The sequence below is a fragment of the Thalassoroseus pseudoceratinae genome (assembly GCF_011634775.1).
Taxonomy (GTDB): Bacteria; Planctomycetota; Planctomycetia; order Planctomycetales; family Planctomycetaceae; genus Thalassoroseus; species Thalassoroseus pseudoceratinae.
Genome location: NZ_JAALXT010000003.1, coordinates 269,639 through 295,887 on the forward strand (window position 1 = coordinate 269,639; position 26,249 = coordinate 295,887).

Genomic DNA, 26,249 nt, shown 5'->3' on the forward strand with positions numbered 1-26,249 from the left:
CATCAGTCGTGTTGTTCACTTGTGTGAACAGGGAGTCGATGGGACGTGTTCTTTGGAGAAAGCGGCTTGGATTGGGAACCAATCCAAGCCGCTATTGCATACAACTAATTAGGCCAACAGTTCACGGCGAACTTTACCGCCATCGACGATTTCGATTGGGCGATCGCCGGGGGCCATCAATTCTTTGTCGGCCACAATACCCAAACAATGGTACATAGTGGTTGCCCAGTCAGTCACCGTCAACGGGTTATCTTCCGGTTCACTTGCAGTTGAGTTCGAAGAACCGTAGATGGTGCCGCGTTTGATTCCACCACCAGCCATCACGACCGAGAAGACCTTTGGCCAGTGATCACGACCGGCGGTCGCGTTGATCTTCGGTGTTCGGCCGAATTCACTCGCGACACAGACGAGAGTTTCATCCAACATTCCACGGCTTTCTAAGTCGTTGATCAGAGCCGCGAATGCTTGGTCGAACTGAGGAACTTGACGATCGACACCAGCTTTGATGTTGCTGTGCATGTCCCAACTTCCGTAGGTCAGGGTCACAAAGCGACTACCGGCTTCGACCAAACGACGTGCGAGCAACATCCGAGCACCAGCGGTGTTCCGACCGTAGGCGTCACGAAGCTTCGCGTCTTCTTTGTTCAGATCGAATGCTTCACGTGCCTGTTGGCTGGACACCATCGAGTAAGCTCGTTGGTAGAAGGTGTCGACCGCATCGAGAGAATCCGATTTCTCTTTCAATCGGAAGTGCTCGTTAACAGTGTCGAGGACGTTACGACGACGAGCAAACCGAGCGTCGTCGACACCGCCAGGAAGTTTCAAGTCCCGAACAGTGAAGTTACCACTCGCCGGGTCTGAACCCAAGCTGAAGGGAGCATAGGAAGAACTCAGGTAACCCGTTCCAGCGAACTCGTTCGGTTGGTTGGGGATACAAACGTACTGAGGAAGGTTGTTTCGCGGAGCGAATTCGTGCGTCACCACGCTACCCATCGACGGGAAGCTCAACGCAGGGCTCGGTCGATAACCCGTGAACATATTGTGCGTGCCACGTTCGTGAGCGGCTTCACCGTGCGTCATCGAACGGCAGACGGTAATTTTGTCCATGACGCCAGCGGACTTTTTCAGGTTCTCGCTGAATAGGACGCCATCAACATTCGTCTTCACTTGACCGAGCGGTCCGCGATACTCCAGTGGAGCAAATGGTTTGGGGTCCCAAGTTTCTTGATGGGCACATCCACCAGGCAGGTAGATGAAGATTACCCCTTTCGCAGTTCCTTCTTTCGATTCGTAGAACTTTTGTTCCGCTTGAGCCTGACGAATCCGCAAGAACTGCGGCAAAGTCAAACCCAAACCGCCCAAAAATCCGACGTGTAGGAAGTCACGACGTGATGGTGTCATCGGCATGAAAATCTCCTTGGGAGGGCTGCTTTGCAGGCAAAGCACAAAATTGAGGGAGCAAAGTTGAAGCAGTAAACAGTCAACTTTGAGCGCAGTCTAGGAAGGTTATCGATCAAGGTGAATCTTACGATTCCGTTGATATGGGAGCAAATACTAATTGCTCCTCAGGTAGGTATTGTGTCCATCGACTAGATGGTTACGGGAAATTTCCCGGTATCGAAGTTTTTTTTCTTATCCTTCAAATTCAACCGAAACTCTTGAGCCGAGAATGGTTCTGATTCGTTGATTGTTGAGAGTACGATGGTTTTTTTGAATTTGGTTAGATCAACAAACTCTCACCTATTATGAAAGTGAATTTACTCACAAAAATCAATGGTCAAGTCTCTTTTCTGGGATATTTTGACAAGATTTCCTAATCCGTATGGTCAACTAGTCCTCATTCAAACTGCCAATCACCAATACTGAAGGTCTTGTATGGAAGCTTTTTCGGAAACGGTTCTCGAATACTTGGAGGAGCATTGGATCGAACTGCTGGTGGCCGCGGGCTCAGCGGCGGTTGGCTGGTTCTTTGGGCGACGACGTGCGGCTTCGGAGTGGAGAAAACGCGAGTTTTATGACCGATTGAATGTCTCGTTGACTTCCATCCACGACGGGAAACTTCGGATTCGAACGCTCATTGAAAAGCGTTGTGATGAAGTCTTTCTCAATCGAGTGGCGAGCGAGACAGTCATCACCAAGGCCCGGCAGACAACGACGGAATCGTGTTTGTTGGATCTGCCAAAAGATGATTACTGGTTCTATTTGAACTCAGTTCTGAACGAGGTCTCGGAACGATTCGCGGAAGGACAGGTTCGTCGCGACTTGCACGCGGATGTCTGTTGTGCCCGGTATCTGATTTGTCTCACATCCGAGGCGGCAGGTTCGGTTCGCACGAGAAAAGTCCGGGCGATGGTTGTCCAACAGTCGCTCTTGGAAAACATCGGGGAGGAGCCGCCGGAGTTCGAGAGCCCCAACCACCTTACTCGTTGGGAGACAATGAAGGAACTTTCCGTCGCCTGGAAGAAGACGCCTTGGAAGTTTCAGTCGGTGGAAATTTGCATGTGAATCTCGCCGCCTCCGGCAAGAGCAGTCGACATTCGTCGAAATTCTCGGCAGAATGAATTCATCTCATCCTTTCGATGTATCGTTCTTGTCGGTGTGCTATGCGATTGAGCAAGCTAATTCTGGGGATCGTGTTTTTCGTCTCGCTGGATTGCACACGGGACTTGCTGGCAGACGAAACGGCGACGATCCAATTCGCTCGGGACGTGCAACCAATCTTTCGGCGGCATTGTTATCGCTGTCACGGCCGAAAGAATTCCGAAGGCGGGTTTCAGCTTTCCAACCGAACCTCTGCCTTCAGTGAGAGTGATTCCGGCGTTGCTCCCATTCAAGCCGGTCAACCTAACGAAAGTCTGCTGTTTGGACGTCTAACGGATTCCTCACTTGGGGATGTCATGCCGTTGGATGGCGATCCGCTTTCACGGGCTGAGATCGCGACCATCCGTCAGTGGATCGAACAAGGAGCCGAATGGCCAGACACCGCAGCGGATGATCGGCATTGGGCCTATGTCAAACCCGGCAAATCGCCGTTGCCCAATTCAGAGCCCCAATGGGGTCATAACGCCATTGATGCATTCGTGGCGGCGAAACTGCATGAAGAGAGCCTTTCTCCAAGCCCCGAAGCGGACCGAGGAAAATTGATCCGGCGGGTCTCATTGGCTCTCATCGGTTTGCCACCGAGCCCCGATGAGGTTGAGAGATTTGTTGGAGACGACTCGCCGGATGCCTACGAGAAACTCGTCGATCGGCTGTTGGCGTCGGAACAATATGGTGAGCGGTGGGCGGTTCGCTGGCTTGATGTCGCTCGATATGCTGACTCGAACGGGTTCCAGGCCGATCAAATTCGTGACAGTTGGGCCTACCGAGATTACGTGATCCGAGCGTTCAATGCCGATATGCCTTTTGATCGCTTTGTGGTTGAGCAACTCGCCGGAGATTTGTTGCCCGATGCCACGCTCGATCAGAAAATCGCTACGGGTTTTCACCGGACGCCAACTTGCAATGTGGAAGCTGGAGTCGACCCAGAAGGGAATCGGGTCAATCAGGTGTTGGATCGTGTCAACACCACGGGCACTGTGTTCCTAGGGACAACTTTAGAGTGCTGCCAGTGTCACGATCACAAGTACGATCCATTTTCACAAACCGATTACTACCGGCTTTTCGCGTACTTCAACAACACCCCCCTGGAGGTGAAGAAGACATCTGGCGTGACCTTCGATTTCGTAGGCCCGAGCATGCCGTTGCCAATTTCGGAGGCCGCTCAAGCTCGCTATGACGCGATTCAAACCGAGATCAAATCATTGCAACAAGAGCAAAAGGCACTCTCCAAGGACAAGAAGGAGAAGAAGAAGACAGACAAAGAAAAGAAACGGATTCAGTCTGCGATTAGCCGACTACGCAGCGAAGCCAAAGCGATCCAGCAGACCACGCTGGTGATGGTCGAAAATGAAGAACCCCGGACGACACGAATGCTCAATCGGGGGGACTATCTCGATCCTGGCGACGAGGTTCCGGTCGGCACGCCAGAGACGCTGCATGATCTTGATGGTTCTTTACCCCCGAATCGACTCGGCTTGGCTCAGTGGTTGGTGTCGGAAGACAACCCGCTGTTAGCACGTGTGACGGTCAACCGGTGGTGGGCCGGGTTTTTCGGGACGGGATTGGTCACCACGCCCGAGGACTTTGGCACGCAAGGAGAACCGCCGACACATCCGAAATTGCTTGATTGGCTCGCGGTTGAACTAATGGAAAACGGTTGGTCGATGAAGCACATCCACAAGCTGATTGCGATGTCTGCGACATTTCGACAGTCGTCCCATTTCTCCGCAGGCTTGCGAGAGCGTGACCCGAGTAACCGGTTTTACGCTCGTGGTCCGCGTTTTCGCATGCCAGCGGAACTCATTCGCGACAATGCCCTCGCTGTGTCCGGGTTGTTGCAGCCAGAAATGTACGGTCCGCCAATCATGCCTTATCAACCGAACGGGATTTGGCGAGCCGTCGGTCGGAATGCTCCCAAGTGGAAAACCGCGACCGATGAAGATCGATTTCGACGCGGTGTGTATGTCGTCTGGCGTCGAGCGGCTCCGTATCCGAGTTTTATCAACTTCGACGCTCCCGATCGAGCAGCCTGCACCGTGCAACGTCCGCGGACAAACACACCTCTGCAGGCATTGACGTTGCTCAACGATCCAGCGTACGCGGAGATGGCAGTCGCGTTGGCTCAGCGAATGCTTTCCGAAGCCCCGAGCGGAGAACCCCATGCCGTCGCCGAATTCGGGCTTCGGCTATGTGCCGCCCGTGAGCCTCGTCCGGAGGAAGTTGATACGCTCGTTCGTCTTTATACCGAAGAACGAAAGCGAATCGCCCAGACACCTGGTTTAGCGGTCAATCGAATGACCAACATGCTGTCGCGACTTCGGCAATACGACGACAACCTGCAAGAACTCGCGGCTTGGTTTGCCGTCGCCAATGTGTTGCTGAACCTTGATGAGACGATCACGCTCAATTGATTTACTGACGGCGAGACTCATACCCATGACTAATCTCACGCCCAAATCGGCCATCCAACTGCAGACCCGTCGCCAACTATTTCAGACTACCGGGTGTGGTCTCGGTTCGGCGGCATTGGCGTCGTTACTGCATGCGGACACCGCGTCGGCGGCAAAGCCAGGGGCAATTGATCCGCTGGCACCGAAACCGGCACATCGTCCTGGCAAAGCAAAAAGCGTAATCTATATTCATCTCGTCGGGGCTCCGTCGCATTTGGACTTGTACGATCACAAACCGACCCTGCAAAAACGCGATGGCGAACTCTGCCCGGAATCGTTTTTCGAGGGGCAACAGTTTGCGTTCATCCGGTCGCGACCGAAGATGCTCGGGACGCCGGATAAACCCGAATTCCGGTTCCAACAATGTGGTGACGGCGGGGGCACAATTTCGAATCTGCTGCCTCACTTGCAAGGTGTGTCCGACGAAATTGCCTTCATCAAGAGCTTACATACTGAGCAGTTCAACCACGGCCCAGCTCAACTTTTTCTACTGACCGGTTTTAACCGCTTTGGTCGGCCGAGTCTCGGCTCATGGGCGACGTACGGTCTTGGCAGCGAGAACGCGAACTTGCCAGGGTTCGTGGTGTTGATTACCGGATCCGTCCTGGGTGCTGGCAACAGTGCGTGGGGAAGCGGCTTTCTGCCGACGGTTTATCAGGGCATCGAATTTCGAAGCCAAGGTGATCCGGTGTTGTTTCTCTCCAACCCCAAAGGCGTGGACACCACGAGTCGGCGGCGAATTGTCGATACGATCAATCAACTCAATCAAACCCGGCTCGCAGACGTAGGAGATCCCGAAATTGCCACTCGGATTAGCCAATACGAAATGGCATACCGCATGCAAACTTCGGTTCCAGAGCTGATGAGCATCGACGGGGAACCGGAGCATATTCACGAGATGTACGGGACTCAGCCTGGGAAAACGAGTTTCGCGAACAATTGTTTGCTGGCTCGTCGACTCGTCGAACGTGGCGTGCGGTTTGTCCAACTATTCGATCAAGGTTGGGACATGCACGGGGGGGTGTTCAACAATCTACCGAAGAAGTGCAAGCAAGTCGACAGACCGATCGCCGCTCTGATCACCGATCTCAAACAGCGTGGACTACTGGACGAAACCTTAATCGTCTGGAGTGCCGAGTTCGGTCGCACTCCGATGGCTCAAGGAGACCGTGCGTCCGTCGGTCGCGATCATCACAAAGATGCTTACACCGTTTGGATGGCGGGTGGCGGTGTCAAAGGTGGAGTGAGTTACGGCCAGACCGACGAACTCGGCTACTCGGTCGCCAATAACCCGGTTAACGTGCATGACTTCAATGCCACAATTTTGCATCTACTTGGATTGAATCACGAACGTTTGACGTTCCGCTTCCAAGGACGCCAGTTTCGACTCACCGATGTCCATGGGCATGTCGTGCAAGACCTGTTGGCCTGAGTCCGCGCACCTCGCCAGAGTTGGTTGCCAAACCCACTCGAAACTTGAGGTGCATCATGGAAGAAAATCGACGACCGGAACGTCAAGACGTGAATTTCGACACGAAGTCGGCCCCCCTCATTCTTACGCAACTGAAGAACTTGGAGCAGTTGATCGCCAAGCGAAATGACGATTTTGACGATTCCGCGATGCGACTGCATTTGCTCGAAGATAAAGTCGATCGCATCCTCGACATTGTCGAAGGTTCGGACTCGCCACCGTTACTGACTTCGATCAACTCCTTGGAGAAGGACGTCGGGCAACTTCGGGAGTCGGTCGGTTGGCTTCGCCGAATCGTTTACAGCGTGACGGCGTTCTTGTTGGTAACGCTTCTCGAAATTTTTCGTGAGACACTCATTCTGGCTCATTGAATCGGCATCAAACCGGCGACTGATCTTTCTTCAGCATCCGGCTGACTTCCGACAACGCCGGATCATCTTCGATTTGGGTCAGAATCCGATAGCGGCCGAGATCACTTTCATCGACCGTCGTTAGCAACTCGTTTCGTCCTAGAGCGTATGCCCGGTGGATGAACCAATCGCGGATTAACGAATTTATCGCATAGCCACCCAATGCGAGGAGCAAATACAACCACCAACTTTGCAAACTCTCGACGCGGACACCGGCAATATCCGTGAACCATCGCAACTCGATGCTAACAATCACAGCGAGAATCGCCAGACGAACGACCCACGTCAGAAAGCCACCGGCTTCTTCAAGTCGTTGATTGATTGCCAAAAGATGCCCGTACAGTTCCTCATGAGACTTCTTCAAACGACTTCCCGACAGCGGACGATCGATTTCCAATTCACCATCGGCTCGCCGAACCAGAAATTCTTCCCCCTCGTGGACGAAGTCTTCCAGACGCAAAGTGAGATCGGAAATTCGTTTCTCTTCGAGGGTTTGCGATTTCGCCTCGACCGTTTCGGTCATATGCGATCAATCCATGTCTAACGAGGAAAACGAGAGTTGATCACCAAACGCCCTTGGGACCAACTCTCGTTCATTAGACCGACCGACAGACAAATTGTCCAGATTTTCGTCTGGGGAACTCCGTCGGCAACCGTCGCGGTGGCTAACTTAGACCGATTTCATTCGTCCGGTGATTTCCTCGACCACGCGATCCGCCGGGATGCGTTCTTGCTCGAGAGAATCGCGATCTCGGATCGTCACGGTGCCATCGTCTAACGTGTCGCCATCAATTGTAATGCAGTACGGTGTACCGATTTCGTCTTGCCGGCGGTATCGACGACCGATCGCACCTTGTTGGTCGTATTGGCAAACGATGCCGGCTTTCTTGAGTTCGTGATAGACCTCCGCCGCCTTCTCTGGCATTCCGTTTTTCTTGATGAGCGGAAAGACGGCGGCTTTGATCGGCGCGAGATGTGGATGGAATTGCATCACCGTGCGTTTTTCCATTTTGCCTTTGTCGTTGGGTTGCTCGTCCTCGCGATAGGCTTCACAGATGAACGCCAACGTCGCCCGATCCGCCCCCGCTGCCGGTTCGATCACGTGCGGAATGAACCGCTCGCGGCTTTGATCGTCGAAGTACTGCATGTCTTTGCCACTGCCCCGGTATTTGGGTTGGCCGTGCTCGTTTTTCTCAACGACCAGTTCCCCGGCCTCGTTCTTGACGAGTTTGCCTTCCATATGCGACCGCAAATCAAAATCACCGCGATGCGCAATTCCTTCCAACTCGCCATACTCTCCGGGTGACAAGAACGGAAACGCATATTCGACATCGGCTGTGCCCACAGAGTAGTGAGCCAACTCTTCTTCGGTGTGGTCACGGAGGATGAGGTTTTCTTTCGAAAGCCCCAAATCGACATACCATTGATACCGTCGATCCCGCCAGTATTCGTACCATTTCCGCGACTCATCGGGTCGGCAGAAGAATTCCATTTCCATCTGTTCGAATTCCCGGGAGCGGAACGTGAAGTTTCGCGGGGTGATTTCGTTGCGGAAACTCTTGCCGATCTGTGCAATACCGAAAGGCACTTTAACCCGGGTGGTGTCCATGACGTTCTTGAAGTTGACGAACATACCCTGTGCGGTTTCCGGTCGCAGGTACGCTTTATCTTCATCACCACCGAGTGCGCCGATGGTCGTCTCGAACATCAGTTTGAAGTCGCGTGGTTCGGTAAGGGTGCCAACTTTCGTCGCATCGGGAGCCAGAATATTCGCCAAACTATCGGCATCCCAAATGGGCCGAAGTTCCGGGTAAGGCGTGGATGGTGTTGTCGCGAGCGATGTTCCAGCACTGATTGATTCCGCCAGACCACCATGCTCGCCGGTACCGAATTCGATTCTCTCGACGTCTTTGGTTCGCAATCCGAAGAATTTCAGAGCGTTTCGCGTGACCTGAGCGAGACCTTCATCGGATGAAAGGCTCGTTGACACAAAAACTCGTTTGCCTTGGTAACTCGCCCAGCGTCCTTGCAGATGGTCAAAGCGGTATCGTTTCTTCGATTCCCGGCAGTCCACCATTTTGTCGACAAACAGATCGTAGTGACCGGAAACCTTCCAAACATGGGGGTGCATGATTTGGCTGCACTCGACGGCATTCATTTGGAAGGGCGACGGGGCACCTTCGGGAGTGGCCAACTCATTGTGGTTGGTGATCATGTCCCGATACCAGGCTTCCCGCACGTTCCGCTTGAGTTCCGTGCCCAGCGGGCCGTAGTCCCAAAATCCCTGGAGTCCGCCGTAAATGTCGGAGGATTGAAAGACAAAACCCCGGCGTTTGCACAAAGCTACGATCTCGTCCATGGACTTCGCCATCGGAAGCACTTTCTTACTGAATTCAACTGTGGGTATTAAACGAATTTGCGAGTGATCACGTGTCGGTCAGACAACACTCACACGGCCCATGTTCGGATCATATTCCGGTACGACGGGCACTCGATCGACTTCGCAGACGGTTTCGATGTCAGCCTCGAAGCCAAGACGCTGTAAATTTCGTCCACCGATGCTATCGCAGACGGCCTCGTGGAGTTGACCCGCAACCATGCGGTAGCAATCGATTGCGATGCGAGCCGCGTCGGTTCGCTCGAGGCTCTGACCGATTGTGTTGTAGCTTTCGGTGCAAGCGTTCGCAATCGCACCGGCACAAAGAACATCTTCCCGCGTGACCTGCCCGTCGGTTCCGGCACAGGCGATTTGAATGGATCGACCCGAGTCCACCGCAAACAGACTGACCGCCGCTAAATTCACGAACGATCCGACAACGATTCGGTCGGCGGATTTCGATTTCGCGAGGGCTTTGGTTCCGTTGGTTGTCGTGAAGACAATCGTTTTTCCGCTCACGTTTTTGGCGGTGTAATCAGACGGTGAGTTGCCAAAATCGAAGCCTTCGATTTTCACGCCCTTCCGTTCTCCACCGAGAATGACAGCGGTTTCCGAAGACAACTTCGCCGCGACTTCTCGAGCATGATCGACGGATTCACACGGAACGATCGTCTCCGCTCCGGCCGCTAACGCGGTGGTCATCGTCGTGGACGCACGGAGCAAATCGACCATGATTGCCACGCAGCCATGGAGTTTCTCGTTGGTGAGTGTGATCGGCAGAAAATGGACGTCGATATGCACGGAACCGCAAAGCCTTTGGTGAGAAAACTCGCTGACGGATGGAGTTCAAGGAGACTAGATCACGTCGAGATTTTGTGACAGAGCCGGTACTACCGATTCACTCGGATGTCGTTGTCCGCGAACGCAACGCCTGAGCAACACGCGTACTAGTAACGACAAATTCGACTCGCACCGTTGAGGTTTTTGCTCCATACCGTTCGGCCGGTGGGAGTGACTTCGATCACGCCATCGGACGAGGAAATGAGCGTGTTGCCATTGGAGAGACGTTGGGCATCGAGCGGGTTCTTGATATTCTCGTGCGACCACACCATTTTGCCGCTGGCGTCGTATTCGGCGACCCGTTTCGATGTCGCTTCGGTGACTAGGACATGGCGATTGGGCAGCATGTGGGCAGATCGCGGTTTGCCGAGATCTTTCAACTCCCAGACGGGATCGCCTTCTTGATTGACTTCGACGACTTTTTGGGCTTGGTAGAGAGTGATCAATGTGTGACCATTCGGAAGCCGTTGAGCATCCATCGGCGTGCCGGATTTCGTAATTTCCCACGCCTTGGATTTGTCGGGCCGATATTCGATGATCTTGCCTGTGTTGTAGCAAGAAATGAGCGTGTTGCCGTTCGATAGCCGTTGCACACTGAACGGTCGGCCTGGGATATTCTTGATGCTCCAAATTTCCTCGCCATCTTGGTTGTATTCGGAAATTGCTTGCTGCGTGTAGAAACAGATGACCCGGTGCCCTTCTGGGGTCCCGTCGCAATCCCAGGGACCGTTCACCTTTTCGAGTTTCCACGTCTGTTCGCCACGCTCATCGAGTTCAACGACTTCTTTCCGCCCGTAGTAGCAGATGAGGGTTCGTCCTAGTTCGACATCACCCTCAAGAATGGGCAGATTCAAAGGGGAGTTGGCGCCGTTTTCACTGACCCAGGTTCGCCACTCGTTCGCGGCTTGTTGCCGGGCAGCGGGCTCATCATAGGGAGTGAACTGAAACCGTTGGCCCGTTGCCGATCGCAATGTTTGAGCGGCTTGAAGACGGACCGTCAATTCATTGGCATCGAGCAACTCCACGAACGTGTTCAACGTGTCTCGTTGACCGTGATTGAGCAATGCCCGAGCGGCTACGAGTCGCAATTCGTTGTCTGGTCGATCCAGCAATGGCAGGAAATCCGTTGCGGCTTCCGGGCCAAGGACTCGGTCCAACGCTCCAACTGCCGCAATCGCCATCGAGGAATGTTCGCTCGCCAGCAATTCGCGGAGCCAATCGGCATCGTCCACAGTCGCCGAGGCGGAAAGTGCCTGCCGTCCCGCACGTCGAACGGAATCCGTCTGCGCCAACCGCAACGAAGTTGCCACCGGTTTGGCTAAACCCGTGAGTTTTCGGTTCTTGATCAAACTAAAAACAGCGAACAGAATTCGATCTGTTCGCGTTCGATTTTGTTTCAGAATTTGCCGGGATCGCCAGCGAATTTCCGGGTCGGGACTTTCGCAGGCCTCCATCAAGACTTCAGGGCAGCATGCGGGAATGGTCAGCAACTCGCGGGTGGCCGCTTCGCGTTGAAAGAATTCCGCATCCCCGAGTTGCTCCGTCAATTTGCGGAGATGGGCGATGGTTTGCTCGGTCGGATGAAGACTTTCCAAGAATTCCTGCAATGCGACTTCGTCGTCTCGAATATCGTTTTCCGTCAGAATATCGACGTAGAAACTCTCATTGGACGCGAAAAGCCCTCCTCTGCAATTTCCCAGGGCCAGGACCATCCAACCGATGAGAATGAGAGGTCGACTCATGACGTAACCTGAAGTCCTGGGAAATCCGAGCAAGCGAAATTTACTGATGCATTGGTTGAGACCGTTTTACCATCTTTTGTGTCCGCGGAGGACGAAAAAACACTTTGTTTCCTGGCCTCCGCGAGACAAAACCGACTGCGATCAAATGCCGACTGATCTAGTTGCGGCCTTCGATCGGCACGTAATCGCGAACGGTTTCGCCGGTGTAGATTTGTCGCGGACGATAGATTCGGCTGCGGCCGTCGCGGAGTTCTTTCCAGTGTGCCAACCATCCTGGCAGACGACCGAGGGCGAACATGACTGTGAACATGTTGGTCGGAATGCCCATCGCTCGGTAGAGGATACCGCTGTAGAAATCGACGTTCGGGTAGAGTTTCCGTGAGATGAAGTACTCGTCGGTCAACGCGACTTCTTCCAACTGTTTGGCAATATCCAAGAGCGGATCGGTCCGCCCCATCTGTTCCAAAACGGCGTCGGCGGACTCCCGAAGGATGTTGGCCCGTGGATCAAAGTTCTTGTAGACGCGGTGACCGAAGCCCATCAGACGGAAATCGTCGTTTTTGTCTTTAGCTTTGCTGACCCACTTTTTGTAGTCGCCGCCGTCCTTTTGGATCATTTCCAGCATTTCCAAGACGGCTTGGTTCGCTCCGCCGTGCAGCGGACCGGATAGGGCGCTGATCCCGGCGGAGATCGATGCGAATAGGTCCGCCTGCGAACTCGCGACCATGCGAACGGTTGATGTGCTGCAGTTTTGTTCGTGGTCGGCATGCAGGATGAGTAGGCGATTCAACGCTTTGACGTGCTCGGTGGGAACTTCGTAGCTCTCCGCGGGGACCGAAAACATCATTCGCAGGAAGTTTTCGCAGAATGTCAGGTAATTCAGCGGATAGACAAACGGTTGTCCCACGGACTTCTTGTACGCATAGGCAGTGATCGTCTTGACCTTGGCCATGAGACGAATGATGTTCTGTTCACGCTCTTCGTCGACGACGGGGTAGTAGCTCGACAGGGAAGCCACCATCGAGGACAAGACGGCCATCGGGTGCGCATTGGGAGGATATCCTTCGAAGAATTTCTTCATATCCTCATGCAGCATACTATGATACGTCAACTCATGCCGGAAGTTGTCGAGTTCTTCCTGAGTGGGCAATTTGCCGTAGATCAGCAAATAACTTGTCTCAATGAAGGAGCTGTGGTCAGCGAGTTGCTCAATGGGATACCCGCGATAACGCAGGATTCCTTCTTCTCCGTTGATGAATGTAATTGCACTTTCGCAAGACCCGGTGTTGCCGAAGCCGGGGTCTAGGGTAATGGCGCCCGAATCTGAGCGGAGGCTGGTGATATCGATCCCGATTTCGCCTTCCAACCCGACCACGACGGGGAGTTCGTATTCTTTGCCATCAAGAATCACCTTGGCCGTGCTCATCACATTCGTCCTTCAGGGTCAGCGGATTCAATTGTCTTCGGTGGATGTTGATTCTAGCTGATTGGCGGACGGTTAGCACAATGTGTCCGGCCAATCGGAGTGTATTGTTGGGTTTTCCATCGATTTTCGCCACCCTACACGACGGAAAGTCCGTAGAGGCTGAAAATGATGGGAAATCGGCCTAATTTTCGCCCCACAGGGAATTCAGACGACTCCTCACAGATTGTGAACTTTCGGGTTTGGGAGCAGCGTCGGTATGTCCCTCGGGCGAATAGACGATCTCATCAAACGTCGAGCGGACCTCATCACTCACAAATGGGGTGAGCCGGCTGAATGATGGAGCGAAGAACTGGTTGCGTTGTCCCATGATTCGTTGAGGGTGACAAACAAACAGGTTATTTTTTCCGCGTGTCAATGCGACATAAAACAACCGCCGTTCTTCCTCGATCTGTTCCGGTGAACCGGTGGCCATTTCGGAGGGGATGCTGCCTTCGATCGCTTGCAACACGAATACGCTGTCCCACTCCAGTCCTTTTGCGGAGTGAATCGTGCTGAGCACGAGCCAATCGTCTTCATCAGGAGCGGCCGGATCACCCAGTTCGGCAGTTGACGATGGCGGATCCAACGTAACTTCCGCAAGGAAACTCGCTCGGTCCGCATACCGTGCCGCTAAAATCTCCAGTTGTTCCAAATCTCGCATTCGGACTGCGGCATGGTCGTGTGCATCTTCCAAGAGCGGTTTGTAGAACGTTCGCACTCGTTCCACCTGTGTCGCGACAGACGACTCCAACAAGGGGCCGGATGATAACTCATCCAAGAGTTTGACAAACGGTTCCCATTGGCCACGGGTGCTGGCGGGGGCTTTAAATTCTCTCCAGGCGGCGAAGGAACCGTTGGCGTCCCGTAGCGATTCCATCAACCGCCCTGCCCTCGCATTCCCAATGCCCGGCAACAAACACAGCACACGCGTGCCGGCCACGATATCCCGTGGGTTCTCCGCCAATCGCAAGTAGGCGAGCAAATCTTTGACGTGGGCTGATTCGATGAATTTCAATCCACCGTATTTGCGATAGGGAACGTTCCGCCGTGTGAGTTCCAATTCCAAACCTGCGCTGTGATACGAAGACCGGAACAGCACGGCTTGGTCCTGTAATCGCACACCTTCTTCGCGGGCATTGAGGACTTGCTCGATCACAAAACTGCTTTGCGATTCCTCATCGGCACATCGGATGACTTGCGGCCGAACTCCGTGTGTTCGTTCTGACCACAGCTTTTTCGCATGCCATTCTGTCGATTCCGTGATGACACGATTGGTGGCATCGAGAATTGGTTGCGTGCTGCGGTAATTCTGTTCGAGCGTCACGATGCTCGAATCGGGGAAGTCTTCCGGGAAATCCAAAATGTTGCGAACGGTGGCGGCTCGAAACGAGTAAATTGACTGCGAATCGTCACCAACGACGGTGAGACCGGTTCCGTCGGGAACGAGTCGTTTCAAAATCTGACTTTGCAGGACGTTGGTGTCTTGATATTCGTCGACATGCACCCGATCGAACAACCCACGAACGACTTCCGCACCTTGCGGATTTTCCAGTAACGCCAACCAGAACACCAACAGATCATCGTAATCCAGCACAACGTGCGACTCTTTTCGCTCCGTGTATGCGGTGAACAATCGCCCCAGGTTTGCTTCGTGGGAAAGGTGCGTCGGGAAATCTTCGGTCAACACAGTTTTCAACGGTGCCGAGCGATTCACGCAACGACTGTAGATCGCGAGACATGTTCCCTTGAGCGGGAAGCGGCGTTTGCCGTCGGACAAGTTTAAATCGGTCCGCACGACATTCATGAGGTCTTCGGCGTCGCCGCGATCGAGGATTGTGAACTCCGCACCGAGCCCAAGAACCTCGCCATATCGTCGCAGCAATCGCAAGGCGACCGAATGAAACGTTCCACCAAAGACGTTCGCGGATTCCCGACTCGTTTTCCCGACGGCTTGCAGGATGTCGTCCACACGTCGCAGCATCTCGGCGGCGGCTCGGCGACTGAACGTCAGAAGCAAAATTCGTCGGGGTGAAGTCCCTTGAAGAATCTGCCACGCGACTCGATGAGCGAGCGTCGTCGTTTTCCCGGTTCCGGCACCAGCCACAATCAACAACGGCGAATCCCCATGTCGGACCGCCTGTTGTTGAGCTTCATTAAGTTCTGCGAGCAATGCATCGGACGGAGTTTTCGACACTGTCATCAACAAGCCTGAGTCCAAGAATGGCCGACGAACACGGATTCAGACTCAGTTATAGCATGACGGTGCCAACCCGGTCGAACGAGTCCAACCAAACGACTCGGATTAGGATCGTAATTTCCGTCGGAGCTTGGTGAACAAGCTGCCGTATTTGCGAGTCTGTTTTGGCTGCGGTATCTCGTGCTCGGTGTGGGCAGCTTCGGCGAGTTGCTCCGCGATCGATTTTTGCTTGGGTTGCACCTCAGACTCAGACGCCTCGGTTTTGGACGTACCGAGTTTTTCGGCAAGTGTGTCTTCCAAGGCGGCTGCGAGTTGCTGGTCGACTTCACGGTTGCGTGGGCTGCCGTAGAGTTCCGCCTGAGTGCTCACGCAGGTGTCGAGAACTAAGGCCCCGATCTCGGTTTCCAAGTCGACTTCCGAATCCGAGTTGTGGAATTCTGCGATTTGCTCTTCTACCGATTGCAACACGTCGGCCGCGTTCGCCGGAGCGTTTTCGACGGGCTCCACCGTCTCCTGTGATTCGATTCCGTCGTTCAAAGCACTCTCGACCTGCGGGAGAATCGCGTCGATGGTGTCCAACGGATTGGAGTGCGAGACCGGTTGGTCTGGGGTTTCCGATGGACTCGGAACTTCGTCTTCGATCCACTCGACTGGCAAGGATGACTTGGCAAACGGCGATGGTTCTGCGGGAAGCCAGCCTTGTTCTTCACAACGAAGCTGGACCGTGGGGCAGACCGAAGTCGTTGCGATGGATTTCAAGCTGAAATCGATCGAGCGTCCTGCGTCCAACGCAGAATATCGATCCGTAACGGCTTCCTCGGCGAATGACCACGCATACGGACCAACGGCTTGCCGAACCCGTTCGGTTTCGATCGTCTCCGGAGTTTGCCGCCAAGTCGGAGTGGGCGGCACGATTACATGGTGTTCTTCAGAGGTCGGTGCCGGTTCTTGAACAACGTCGGAAACCGAAGACTCGTCCGGTGAACCAAACTCGATCACGTTTGACTCCATGGATTCTCCAACCGGCTCGTTCGTCCAGACTGATGGAATTTGATCTGTGTCTACATCGCTGGTGGAGAATTCCGTGTCTTCGTCTCCGCCGACTTCAAATACGGATGCCTCGACGGGTTCCGAAATTTCTGTAGTCATGACGGGCGGGGTGACGCCGTCAGCGACTTCATCGGATCCAAATTCGAACACGGCAGCATCCTCGGAAGCGTCGACAGGGGCCACATCGGTGTCCGAGGGTTCGAGGACTTGTTCCTCGGTGTCCACGTTTGCTTCGTCTTCTGCGGATTCCTCACAGAACTGAGCGTGTTCCTCCGGAATTGGCGCGGACGGAAGATTGTTCCATTGCAACGGCAGCGGTTTGAGGTCTTCCAACGCTTCGTGTACCCGCTCGATGGTGATCGGTTGTTCCTGAAACGCGTAACCGAGGAGCAACGTATGGTCGCACAATTGATTCAAGCAACGTGGCACACCGCCACTCGCCTGACAAATCGCGAGCAACGCATCCGTTGTGAGGATTTCATCAACGTTGCCATCAGCCAACTGAAGTCGCGCAGCGACGTAGCTGATGGATTCCTCGTGTGACAACGGTTCAAGGAAGACATGGCAGCCGATCCGTTGGTTCAACGGTTCCATTTGCCGGTCAATCAGTCGCTCCTCAAAGGACATATGAGCCGACAGCACAACTCGAATCAACGGCACACCGTCGATCGCCAAGTGCGTCAACGTCCGGATTTCCTCCAGCAGTTCATCGCTGAGGAAATTGGCTTCATCGACGATCAGGACTAAACCGCGTGTGTCCTCACGCAATTCCCGGAGAGCGGTTTGAAGTTCTAACCGGAGTTCTTGTTCATCCAACCGAGTGTAGGGATGACCGATTTCGTAAAGAATCGCCTGCAACAACGCTCGCGAGTTCGGGTAATTTGAACTCGAAAGGAACACGACCGTGTATTCGTCCGCCAGCCGTTCCGCCAATTGCTGACAGACGAGAGTTTTGCCCAGACCAACTTCCGCCGTGAGAATTCCAATGCCCTGGTCCTCACGGACGGCATGTTCCAAGCCATCCAGAGCGGCTTCCGACGACGCATTGGGCACATAGAATGCCAGAGCCGGTGTGGGCGCGAACGGACGACGGCTCAGCCGGTAAAGCGATTCGTACATCGGGACGCCAACTCCCTCGGCGATAGATCAGAATTTCACGGTCTCCTCAAACACGGGCGCGCATCTCATCCAGAGAACACGACGCCTCAGAGACATCGGCAAGCAGACTTCGGGAACTCCAGCAAAATCCGCGTAATCCGGACACTTTGACATTTCTGCCGAATACAAGCAGAGGGAAATTCCTGGGTTACACACCGCTCGCCAAACCAAAGAAAGTGTCTTGAGTCTTGGCTCAGACTGCGTCAATCGGATTGATTCGGAGTGCTCGGCCTTGGGCAAGACTGCGACGAGCTTCTTCCAAAACTTGCAGGTGACTGCACAAGTCGCCCAGGTCAGCAACGGGGATCAGACCGCCAACGACGCGACGGCAGAAGTGATCGATCAATACCTCCGCAGCCGGACGTTCGTTGCTGAGATCCTCGACCGTTTCCTCGTTATCGCAGTTCCAGCGGATGCGATGAGTTTCTTCGATCGCGATCCGTCCTTGGTCACCTTCGATGATCAACTTTGGTGTCTCGGATGACTCTCCAGCCTGCAAATGAATTTCGGCTCGCGGCTTGAAGCTGGCGATTCGTGGCTGCCGAAACTCGACGACCAAACGCTCGCCGTGTCCGTTTTGGGTGGCCTGGATCGTCGCGGGTGGGGTGCGGGCGATGTGCCGACACCAATCCAGCAACGCTGTGAGCTCCGGGGACGTCGCCAACCCGACCTCCGTCGTCTGCAAGGTTGCTCGGATCACACGTGCCGGCCCGATTCGGGTGGCGAGAAGTTCCTGCACGCGGTGCGTCGCGGGGAGATATCGCCGGAGAAATTCCGGCATCAGTGTCAGTCCTGTCGAGAGTCCACTCAAATGCAAGCGGGCGAGTGTGTCGATCGGGAACGCATTGGGAGCGGCGATCATCGTTGGTTTGCGGGCAGCGATCGCAAATTGCAGAGGGGCATCGCCTTGCCACTCGGTACCCAGCCAAAGAATTCCACGGATATCCGGCCGCAGCATCATCGCGCGAATTCCGCCAACGACGTCGGCATCGACCGACTTCGCCGCCGCAGCCGCCCGACTCGGAACACAATCATAAACCGCGCACACGCGAACCCGCGAGCGCAGCGCCCGTAGCGCTGGCCGATATCGTGTTTCCCAAGCCGGCCCCAAACCGACGATTCCCAAATTTACCATGACGGAATGCAATCGCGAAGAAACGGCCCATCTTCGGTGGACCTGTCACGCATCGACTCCGAATCATCATACGGTGATTCGAAACGGACACAAACCCAGATTTTTAAACTCAGGCGTTCCGAATCTAGTGAACGGCACGGAATCGGTATCGTCTTTTCCCAACTTCGCAGACTCCGCTCAGGAATAAACCCTACCTACCGGGTCATCAAACGTTATACTCGAAGTGACGAATCAGAGTCACATTCTTCACTCGATGAGGTCCATTCGTGTCCGAAGAGTCCACAGACGTAATTGATGGATATCGCTCAGTCAACGAGATTGCGGCCGGTAGTGCGACGGTGATCGAAGAAGTCGTGGAGGAAGCGAGCGGCACGCACTTCGCAATGAAAATGTTGCGTCCGGAGGCTCTCGAGAATGCCGAGCACAAAGCCACACTCAAACGCGAGGCGAAGATCGGGTTGGGATTGAAACACCCGAACATCATCGAAACACATAAAGTGAAGGTAACCAAGCAGTTCGGTTACATCATTATGGAGTATTTCCGTGCACCGAACTTGAAGCAACAACTCAAGAGCGATCTACCGGGATTGCAATCACGGTTTCGGAAACTATTTGACGGGTTGTGCCAAGCGTTCGCCCACATGCACGAAAACGGGTGGATTCACAAGGATATCAAGCCGGATAACATCCTTTTCAATCGTGGCGGAGAACTACGCGTCATCGACTTTTCTTTGACCGTGAAGAAGGCGGGTGGGCTCGGCAAGTTTCTTTCGCTTGGTGGAAATGTGGTCCAGGGAACGCGGACGTATATTGCGCCGGAAACGATCCGAAAGAAGCCACCAACCGCCGCGACGGATATCTACAGTTTGGGAATTGTTGCATTTGAAGTGCTCACTGGGCGAGTTCCGTTCGCTGCAACGACCCCGGGCGACATGCTCCGAATGCACTTGCAGACTCCGCCTCCCACACCTTCGGCTGTGAATCCAAATATCACTCCCGAGATGGATCGTGTCATCGCGAAGATGTTGGCGAAAAAGCCCGAAAAGCGCTACGCGGACATGAACGAACTTCACGCAGAACTTCGTTCTGTTAAAGCGTTTAAGGAAGATCCTGCTGAAATGGCCGCTGCCATTGCCAAAAAAACCGAGGAAGATCGCAAAGCCAATTTAGCCAGTCTGAGTAATCGACTCGATAGCCGAACGGACGCGGAGCGACAGGCACTCGGCATCAAGTCGGAGGCTCCCAAACCGAAGCCGAAACCAAAAATTTTGGATCCGACCAACAAGAAGAAAGACAACAAACAACAAAATCAACCGGCCGCTCAAGGACCGCCGCCCCAGCAAATGCCGCCAGGTTATCCCCAGTATCCGCAATACCCACAGCAAATGCCGCCGGGATATCCGCAATATCCGCAGCAAATGCCGCCGGGTTACGGTGGGCAGTCGTATCCGCAGCAGGGGATGCCCCCGCAGGGGATGCCACCACAACCGATGCCTGGGCAACAACCCGGTCCACAACCGCAAAATCCACAGCAACAACGGCCACCCCAACAACAACCGCCGCAGCAGCCAGCGGCAGAGCAAAAGCCTCCTGCTTCCGAGAAGAAACCAGAGAAAAAGCCTCAAGCAACCGAAAAGGCTGATGATCTGGAAGAAATGAGCATCGACGACTTGGATATCTTGTAAGGAATTCAGTCGAGTGCCGTGGCGGCGTCTTGCGTCCACTGCGAATACAGAAGACCGTCATTCGGTTCAACTGATGGGTGATGGTTCGAGCAGCGATTGAAATACTTCGCGGAATCGGGCGACATTCTCGAGATTGCCGATGATCAATCCGTATTCACTCCAGAACGGCTCGAACATCCAAAGTTCCGGGCCGATGAAGAACAACCGTTCCCACTTCTCCCAGAACTCACCGAAGTCGGCTTCGAGTATGAACGACTCGCCGTCGCTGTCTAAGTAAACGACTTGTTCGTACTCATCGAACGCCAGGTAATCTCCGTTCGCCATCGCTGCGAATGGAATGGACAACGTCCAACACATCCGTTCGTCGGCGTCCTCGACCACCCACGACTCCAACGCCCACCTAAGCATTTCGATCTTTGTGGAAATCAGCTCGTCTGGCGAGAAAAGTTGCGGTCCGCCAATTAGTTGATCACCGAGGAAACTGGCCCCAAACCGGTCCTGATCTTCCGGCTGTAGCGAACGGCAATACCGTCCGTGAATCCGTCCAGCGACATTGTGGTAGAATTCGATCAACTGCGTCGGTAGTGGAATCTCGGCGATGTGTGAGGGAACCTCGCGTAATGGTGGTTCGACCTCCAAATTCGTCACAAATCCTGACGACTGAAGAGCAGAGAACAGGTTTTCGATCGTTTCGATCATTGCTTGGCATCGGAAGCTTTGAGGAAATTCGGTTCGATGGGGTCAGCAAAATCGTGATTGGGGGTTGCGAATGACGCTGTGTCTGCGTTGAAGTCGACTAGTTCCTGAACCCGGTACATCACGGAAACCCGCTCTCACCCGAAGAATTGATCGAGTCGAATCCGGCAGGTTGTAACGATTCTGCGAGTTGGGCCTCTGGGGCGTCCCGTCTTTATCAATGTCGCCAACTCCGGTTCGGAAACCGGTGGACAGCCGGAATACACCGTTCCGATACACCCCGCAGATACGCACGATTCGACGTTGGCGTGGTCCGTGGCCGTGGTGCCTCGTGACCCCACCGTTCGACTCACTTTCCATAGTCTACACTAAATATGCGGGGTTACCGGATGTCATATCCATTGTTCCGGTTTGGACTGCTCCTCACGGTAGCAGCGTTTTCGATTAGTCCGATTCAGGCACAGGTCACACCGGGAACCGGCTTGCGGTTGGTCTACGATGACTTCGAAGACGAAAACTGGAGCTTCGTTCACAACTTCCCGAAAAGTAGCGAAGAACAAGATGGACAGCAACGATATCCCGCAGGCTATTCGACCAACGGCAAGTTCGGCGAAGGACTCAAACGTGGACAACCGGACTTGATCAAGCGTGTCACTACTCCGCCCGGTGGTCCGGCTGGGAGTCTTGGGTCGCTGATGTTGCGATCCCGCGATACTGGCATTCCGAATCGACCTGCATACAAAACGAACCAGGACGATTTCGTCTTCAATTCCAGTTCGCACGTCGGCACGATTCCGGTTTACCGATCACCGAGTTGTGTGGTTCGCGTTTACCTGCCGCCGTTCGATCAATGGGACAACAAGACCGGTACGACGTTTGGTTTCCGTGGCGATGTGCAGACCACGAAGGAAGAGCAAAAGGTCAAAAAGTTCTTGTTCTTCAAACGCAAAAAGACCGTCAAAGAGACGGAACTCTATTGGCCAGGCATGTTCATCCAGTTCAACAGCAAGACCGATCCGCAATACAACTTCGACTCTGCTGTCATCATCGTTCGTGGTGACGAAACCGGTGAAGACTTCGTCGGACCGCAGATCAAACAAGTGGGTTGGTGGACGCTCGGTATGTCGTTCACACCCGATGGCCGAGTCCATTACTACGCCAGCCCCGGGGTCGATCCGTTGCGACCTTCCGATCGCATCGCGTCGAAATACCCTTACGGCTACAAGTGCGAGCAGTTCAATACCTGCTTCTTCAACATTACGAGCCGAGACGACAATCGCACCTGGTCAACGCCGTGGATCATCGACGACGTTGCCGTCTACGCACTGCGACGTTAATCCAGTTCTCGAACATCGACGATTCACCGCCCCAACAAGGGGCGGTCGAATGTCTCCGTGCCCCCGGTTCTTCCCCTCATCCGGCGGCACGGAGCTTTTTTACGCGCCGAGCGTGGCTGACGAATTAAACCAGTTCCCGAATCGGCGGATGAAATCACTCCCGTCGCGAAGGGAACATTCGCTTTCGCGTCTCCCCATGCGACAAACATGCCGTCGTTCCATCACTTCTTACGACGTTGAAACCAATATTTGAGGACCGACGACAGGCCAGCGTAGCGAAAGTCATCGTCGATGTAATGCTCAATGACGTAAAACGCGAAATAGTAGGCCCGAGCAAAACACCACACGCACACTGCCAAGAGGGCGGCCGTCCTCCACTCTGGTGATTCCGCCAAGATCAGGCCTGCGGACATGACGCCACCGAGCACGAACAAAATCGCTTTGAGATACATCCAGCGTGGATTCGTGAGATCACCCATATTCGTCAACTTGATTGTCCCTGGTCGTTCGTCCGCAGCCGTGCTCAACATTGTACCGGAACCAGACGCCGGGATTCCTCCCCAAAACTCAGCCCCAACCGTCCAAACGCTCGGAATGGTCTCTGGATTCCACCGAAATCTCGATGAATCTCAGGGAGTGGTTAGTCGTTGCCAAGAGCAATTGACCTTCGGTTGTAGCAGGTCATGCCTTGTTGTGACCACGTCATGATTGCGTTAACGAATCCACTGTGTACACGAAGAACGGACGATCGGCTCGAAGTTTCGCATGCGTCTGACGACGCGAACGCATTGCCCCGTAACCCGTTTGTGCATTGTGAGTTGCAACAGATTCGCACTCACGCTACGCTTGACGCGGCGCTCGATGGGTCTACAGTTTTGAGTGACGGCGGACATGGATTGGAGGTCTCTATGACTCGGCTCCACTCGCTACGACCTGGCGAACGCGGGCTAATCGTTAGCATTCATGGCGACGATGCCATCGCGACGCGGTTGATCGAAATGGGACTCACCAGCGGTGAAGAAATCGCTGTGACCGGATACGCTCCAATTACCCAAGCGGTCGAGTGTCGTTACCGAGGCTACCGGCTCTCCATTCGAGTGACCGAGGCAAAACGCATCGAGGTCAAGATGATCCCGGCTACGGAATCGACGATCTCATTCCCAACAGGAGAAACCACGTGACCACGCCCGACCCGGAAGCATTGGATGGACTTCGTGATCATTGGCTCGACCACATTCGCGACGTGATCCGCTCTCGGCACTACACATGGTTGCCGGAGGGGCTTGGTGGCGAGCCGGTCGATGTTGCGATGACTTGTCTTCTCACCGACATTCTCCACGTCTGCAAACGTTGCGATGTCGATTTCAATGAGATTCTCGAGGCCAGCCGCAAACGATTCATCGAGGAAGAAGCCGAAGCGGAAGCCAGTTCCGAGTAACACAGCATTCGGAAAGAAGTGGCACAGTGAATGCCTGCTACTCGCGTCGCATGGCGGCCATTCCGCGAAGATGCTTGTCCTTCAAGTAGTTGCCAGGAATAAAGCTGACCTTGTTGAAGGGAACATCGATCATAATCTGAATCAAATCACCGGAACTGGTATTGGCGACCTGATTCGCAGGATCGGTGTTGCCAGGGGCGGGCGTCACTGTGATCGTAATGACCAGGTCGCCTGCCGCCACGTTTGCTGACTGCTGCATGAACGTTTCGATGGTGCTTCTGACATTGGCGTTGTTGGAACCATCAATAATGGCTTGCCGGGCCCCCTCACGAGCGGCATTCGTCACCAATTGACTGACCATCATCGCACGGCCGAACTCGACGATCCCGAGTGTGACCATCATGAAGATTGGCAGCACCAATGCCATTTCAACCAATGCCGTCCCTCGCCGGGATTCGTGTTCGTTCGTGCGAGGTGCGCTGGTGAGCTGTCGATTTGTCATTGCGGCTCGAGCTTTCATCGTCCGATGTCCTTCCCGCTAGACCAACTCATGTTCGAATGCGACGGCTGGCGCTAAGTGTCTGCTGAAAAATGCGAGTGTTTTGACGCGATTGTTAGGATGAACGCGTTCTCAACTCCATTGAATGGCGATCGTCGTGCAACTTCGTCGGTGTTGCGGAACGACGAAGGTCTTCCCGGTTCCGGCAAGAGCAGTTGCGTGTTTCGCCTGTTGTTGAGAGTACGTCATTGCAAACCTAGCTCATGGAATTGGGGTGTCTGAGAAAACTCACGAAAATTTCGAGTTCTCGGGGATTTTGCTCAAGTTCCGTCATCTGCCGGCAAAAAGTTCTCTTGATCGGGGAGTGATTCGGGGACTTGGTCACCAGACCTTCGTCGTTTGCCGGTAAACTCTGCCTAGCCTGTTGAGGTCTATTCAAACCTCCGGGATGGCTCAAGCTTCGCAACTTCCCAAGAATTCCTGAAGTCGTTGATTGGTAAACTCCGATAAGTCTATTAGTGTCGCATTAAGCTTATGTGTGACGACCCAAGGCTAGTATTTCCCAGTGGATACACAGCGTCGGTCGTTGCTCTCTCAACTAGACTTGATCTAGTGTCGCATCCAACTTGGATCGATGGTTTCCCCCCAAGTGAGTTCGCCACCACGCCCGCGGACTCAATCGGAAACCTCACCGATTCAAACTCGCTGGGCCGCAAATCGCGCGGATGTCTTTGACTTCGCATCACCGCCTTGGCTTCGACTTTCGTAGGCCAAGACAGACTTCCGTCGCACGCCACCCTACACCAACGCGTCGGTTTGCGTTCACTTGCCGGACCGCAAACTCCACAGCGATGAGATTGGCTCCACTCCGCCGCCATCGCCCGACTGCCCCCACCTGCATCCACGCACCGAAAGGATTTCGACCATGCCGACTCCCCGTACATGCCTCCGCCTGACACTTGGGATTTTGCTCGCCTTCGCCGGCTTGGCAGTTGCTGCCCATGCCGACGAGACACCGACCGCTGAATTTGCCGGTCCCGCAGTCGCGGAAAAAGCAATTCGACCGATCGAAGATGTGCAACTAACGAAGCCAGAAATCGCTAAACCAGAAATCGAAAATGTCTTGACCGCCGAGACCTCGACCGAAACCATCGTCACCGAATTGGAGATCATTCTTCCGACCGAAACAGATGTCGAAGTGATCGTGCCGGTCGGTCCTGCAATCGCTGAGAAACCTGTCCGCTTGGAAACGATTGACGAACCAACGATCGTCGAAGTTGTGGAGGCTCCCGTCGTTGTCGAGGACACGGAAGCAGTCGAAGAAACCACGGTGATCGAGGTCGTCGTCGAAGAAGACGTTGTCGTGGAGATTGTCGAAGAGGTTGTGATTCCCGGCCCGGCGATCGCCCAAAAACCTGTGCGAATCGTTGCAGAGCCAGGCCCTGCTATCGCCGAAAAACCGGTTCGATTGGAGTTGGTCGAAGAGGTGGAGATTGTGGTATCGACTCCCGCAATCCCCACCGGTCCAGCCGTTGCCGAAGCCGGCCCGCAACGTCACGCGGCGATTGCGACCGTCACGAAGGTGGAACAGAAACCGCAACACGTGATGGAAACCAACGATTGGGTATCGCTGATCGCACCGCAAATCTCACCACCGGCTTGGATCGTGTGCCAATGGCTTTTTGCTCGGTGAGAACA

At 54.2% G+C, this 26,249-nt stretch carries 21 protein-coding genes; 9 read left to right on the forward strand and 12 right to left on the reverse strand.

Annotation, left to right across the window (positions count from 1 at the left end; genetic code table 11):
* Positions 1-108 precede the first annotated feature (108 nt).
* Positions 109-1,407 carry a DUF1501 domain-containing protein gene (locus G6R38_RS11205; protein ID WP_166824665.1) on the reverse strand — a complete coding sequence of 433 codons (1,299 nt, stop codon included), beginning with the start codon at positions 1,405-1,407 and terminating at the stop codon, positions 109-111.
* 468 nt (positions 1,408-1,875) lie between these two features.
* Here G6R38_RS11205 and G6R38_RS11210 point away from each other — a divergent pair, with 468 nt between their 5' ends.
* The 4 genes from G6R38_RS11210 to G6R38_RS11225 all read left to right on the forward strand — a co-directional run bounded on the left by G6R38_RS11210 (position 1,876) and on the right by G6R38_RS11225 (position 6,893).
* Positions 1,876-2,505, forward strand: coding sequence for a hypothetical protein (locus G6R38_RS11210; protein WP_166824668.1), 630 nt, complete (start codon positions 1,876-1,878; stop codon positions 2,503-2,505).
* 98 nt (positions 2,506-2,603) lie between these two features.
* Positions 2,604-5,012, forward strand: a complete 2,409-nt coding sequence (locus tag G6R38_RS11215) for a PSD1 and planctomycete cytochrome C domain-containing protein (protein WP_166824672.1) — start codon at positions 2,604-2,606, stop codon at positions 5,010-5,012.
* Positions 5,013-5,037: 25 nt separating this feature from the next.
* Positions 5,038-6,483 (forward strand): DUF1501 domain-containing protein, encoded by a 1,446-nt coding sequence (locus tag G6R38_RS11220; RefSeq protein WP_166824675.1) that lies wholly within the window; start codon positions 5,038-5,040, stop codon positions 6,481-6,483.
* A 56-nt stretch (positions 6,484-6,539) separates the two neighbouring features.
* Complete coding sequence (locus G6R38_RS11225; protein ID WP_166824678.1) at positions 6,540-6,893, forward strand: hypothetical protein; 354 nt, start codon at positions 6,540-6,542, stop codon at positions 6,891-6,893.
* Positions 6,894-6,900: 7 nt separating this feature from the next.
* On the opposite strand, the gene G6R38_RS11230 is transcribed toward G6R38_RS11225, so the two are convergent.
* The 8 genes from G6R38_RS11230 to G6R38_RS11265 form a co-directional block, all read right to left on the reverse strand.
* Entirely contained in the window at positions 6,901-7,455 is a 555-nt protein-coding gene (locus tag G6R38_RS11230; protein ID WP_166824681.1) for a hypothetical protein, read from the reverse strand.
* A gap of 147 nt (positions 7,456-7,602) precedes the next feature.
* A complete protein-coding gene (locus G6R38_RS11235; RefSeq protein WP_206028553.1) occupies positions 7,603-9,303 on the reverse strand; it encodes a glycine--tRNA ligase in 1,701 nt (566 codons plus the stop codon).
* A 66-nt stretch (positions 9,304-9,369) separates the two neighbouring features.
* Positions 9,370-10,110, reverse strand: a complete 741-nt coding sequence (locus tag G6R38_RS11240; RefSeq protein WP_166824684.1) for a 2-phosphosulfolactate phosphatase — start codon at positions 10,108-10,110, stop codon at positions 9,370-9,372.
* 146 nt (positions 10,111-10,256) lie between these two features.
* Positions 10,257-11,891, reverse strand: coding sequence for a HEAT repeat domain-containing protein (locus G6R38_RS11245; protein ID WP_166824687.1), 1,635 nt, complete (start codon positions 11,889-11,891; stop codon positions 10,257-10,259).
* A 157-nt stretch (positions 11,892-12,048) separates the two neighbouring features.
* On the reverse strand, positions 12,049-13,317 hold the full coding sequence (locus tag G6R38_RS11250; RefSeq protein ID WP_166824691.1) for a citrate synthase: 1,269 nt from the start codon (positions 13,315-13,317) through the stop codon (positions 12,049-12,051).
* 181 nt (positions 13,318-13,498) lie between these two features.
* Positions 13,499-15,556: an ATP-dependent helicase gene (locus G6R38_RS11255; RefSeq protein WP_166824694.1), complete on the reverse strand. Its 2,058-nt coding sequence runs from the start codon at positions 15,554-15,556 to the stop codon at positions 13,499-13,501.
* Positions 15,557-15,658: 102 nt separating this feature from the next.
* Entirely contained in the window at positions 15,659-17,722 is a 2,064-nt protein-coding gene (locus tag G6R38_RS11260) for an ExeA family protein (protein ID WP_166824697.1), read from the reverse strand.
* 232 nt (positions 17,723-17,954) lie between these two features.
* Positions 17,955-18,896 (reverse strand): Gfo/Idh/MocA family oxidoreductase, encoded by a 942-nt coding sequence (locus G6R38_RS11265; protein ID WP_166824700.1) that lies wholly within the window; start codon positions 18,894-18,896, stop codon positions 17,955-17,957.
* Between the two features lie 266 nt (positions 18,897-19,162).
* Here G6R38_RS11265 and G6R38_RS11270 point away from each other — a divergent pair, with 266 nt between their 5' ends.
* Positions 19,163-20,581: a serine/threonine protein kinase gene (locus G6R38_RS11270; protein ID WP_166824703.1), complete on the forward strand. Its 1,419-nt coding sequence runs from the start codon at positions 19,163-19,165 to the stop codon at positions 20,579-20,581.
* A gap of 66 nt (positions 20,582-20,647) precedes the next feature.
* Here the strand turns inward: G6R38_RS11270 and G6R38_RS11275 are convergent, their stop codons facing one another.
* A complete protein-coding gene (locus tag G6R38_RS11275) occupies positions 20,648-21,280 on the reverse strand; it encodes an SMI1/KNR4 family protein (protein ID WP_166824706.1) in 633 nt (210 codons plus the stop codon).
* A gap of 386 nt (positions 21,281-21,666) precedes the next feature.
* Here G6R38_RS11275 and G6R38_RS11280 point away from each other — a divergent pair, with 386 nt between their 5' ends.
* On the forward strand, positions 21,667-22,614 hold the full coding sequence (locus tag G6R38_RS11280; protein WP_206028554.1) for a hypothetical protein: 948 nt from the start codon (positions 21,667-21,669) through the stop codon (positions 22,612-22,614).
* 221 nt (positions 22,615-22,835) lie between these two features.
* On the opposite strand, the gene G6R38_RS11285 is transcribed toward G6R38_RS11280, so the two are convergent.
* Entirely contained in the window at positions 22,836-23,144 is a 309-nt protein-coding gene (locus G6R38_RS11285; protein WP_240928163.1) for a hypothetical protein, read from the reverse strand.
* A gap of 378 nt (positions 23,145-23,522) precedes the next feature.
* Here G6R38_RS11285 and G6R38_RS11290 point away from each other — a divergent pair, with 378 nt between their 5' ends.
* Both G6R38_RS11290 and G6R38_RS11295 read left to right on the forward strand, forming a co-directional pair.
* A complete protein-coding gene (locus G6R38_RS11290) occupies positions 23,523-23,795 on the forward strand; it encodes a FeoA family protein (RefSeq protein WP_166824710.1) in 273 nt (90 codons plus the stop codon).
* Positions 23,792-24,052 carry a hypothetical protein gene (locus G6R38_RS11295; protein WP_166824713.1) on the forward strand — a complete coding sequence of 87 codons (261 nt, stop codon included), beginning with the start codon at positions 23,792-23,794 and terminating at the stop codon, positions 24,050-24,052. Before G6R38_RS11290 ends, G6R38_RS11295 begins: the two co-directional genes overlap by 4 nt.
* Before the next feature lie 37 nt (positions 24,053-24,089).
* Here the strand turns inward: G6R38_RS11295 and G6R38_RS11300 are convergent, their stop codons facing one another.
* On the reverse strand, positions 24,090-24,572 hold the full coding sequence (locus G6R38_RS11300) for a TadE/TadG family type IV pilus assembly protein (protein ID WP_166824716.1): 483 nt from the start codon (positions 24,570-24,572) through the stop codon (positions 24,090-24,092).
* Between the two features lie 904 nt (positions 24,573-25,476).
* On the opposite strand from G6R38_RS11300, the gene G6R38_RS11305 reads away from it, so the two are divergent.
* Entirely contained in the window at positions 25,477-26,244 is a 768-nt protein-coding gene (locus G6R38_RS11305; RefSeq protein ID WP_166824719.1) for a hypothetical protein, read from the forward strand.
* The last annotated feature ends 5 nt before the right edge of the window (positions 26,245-26,249 follow it).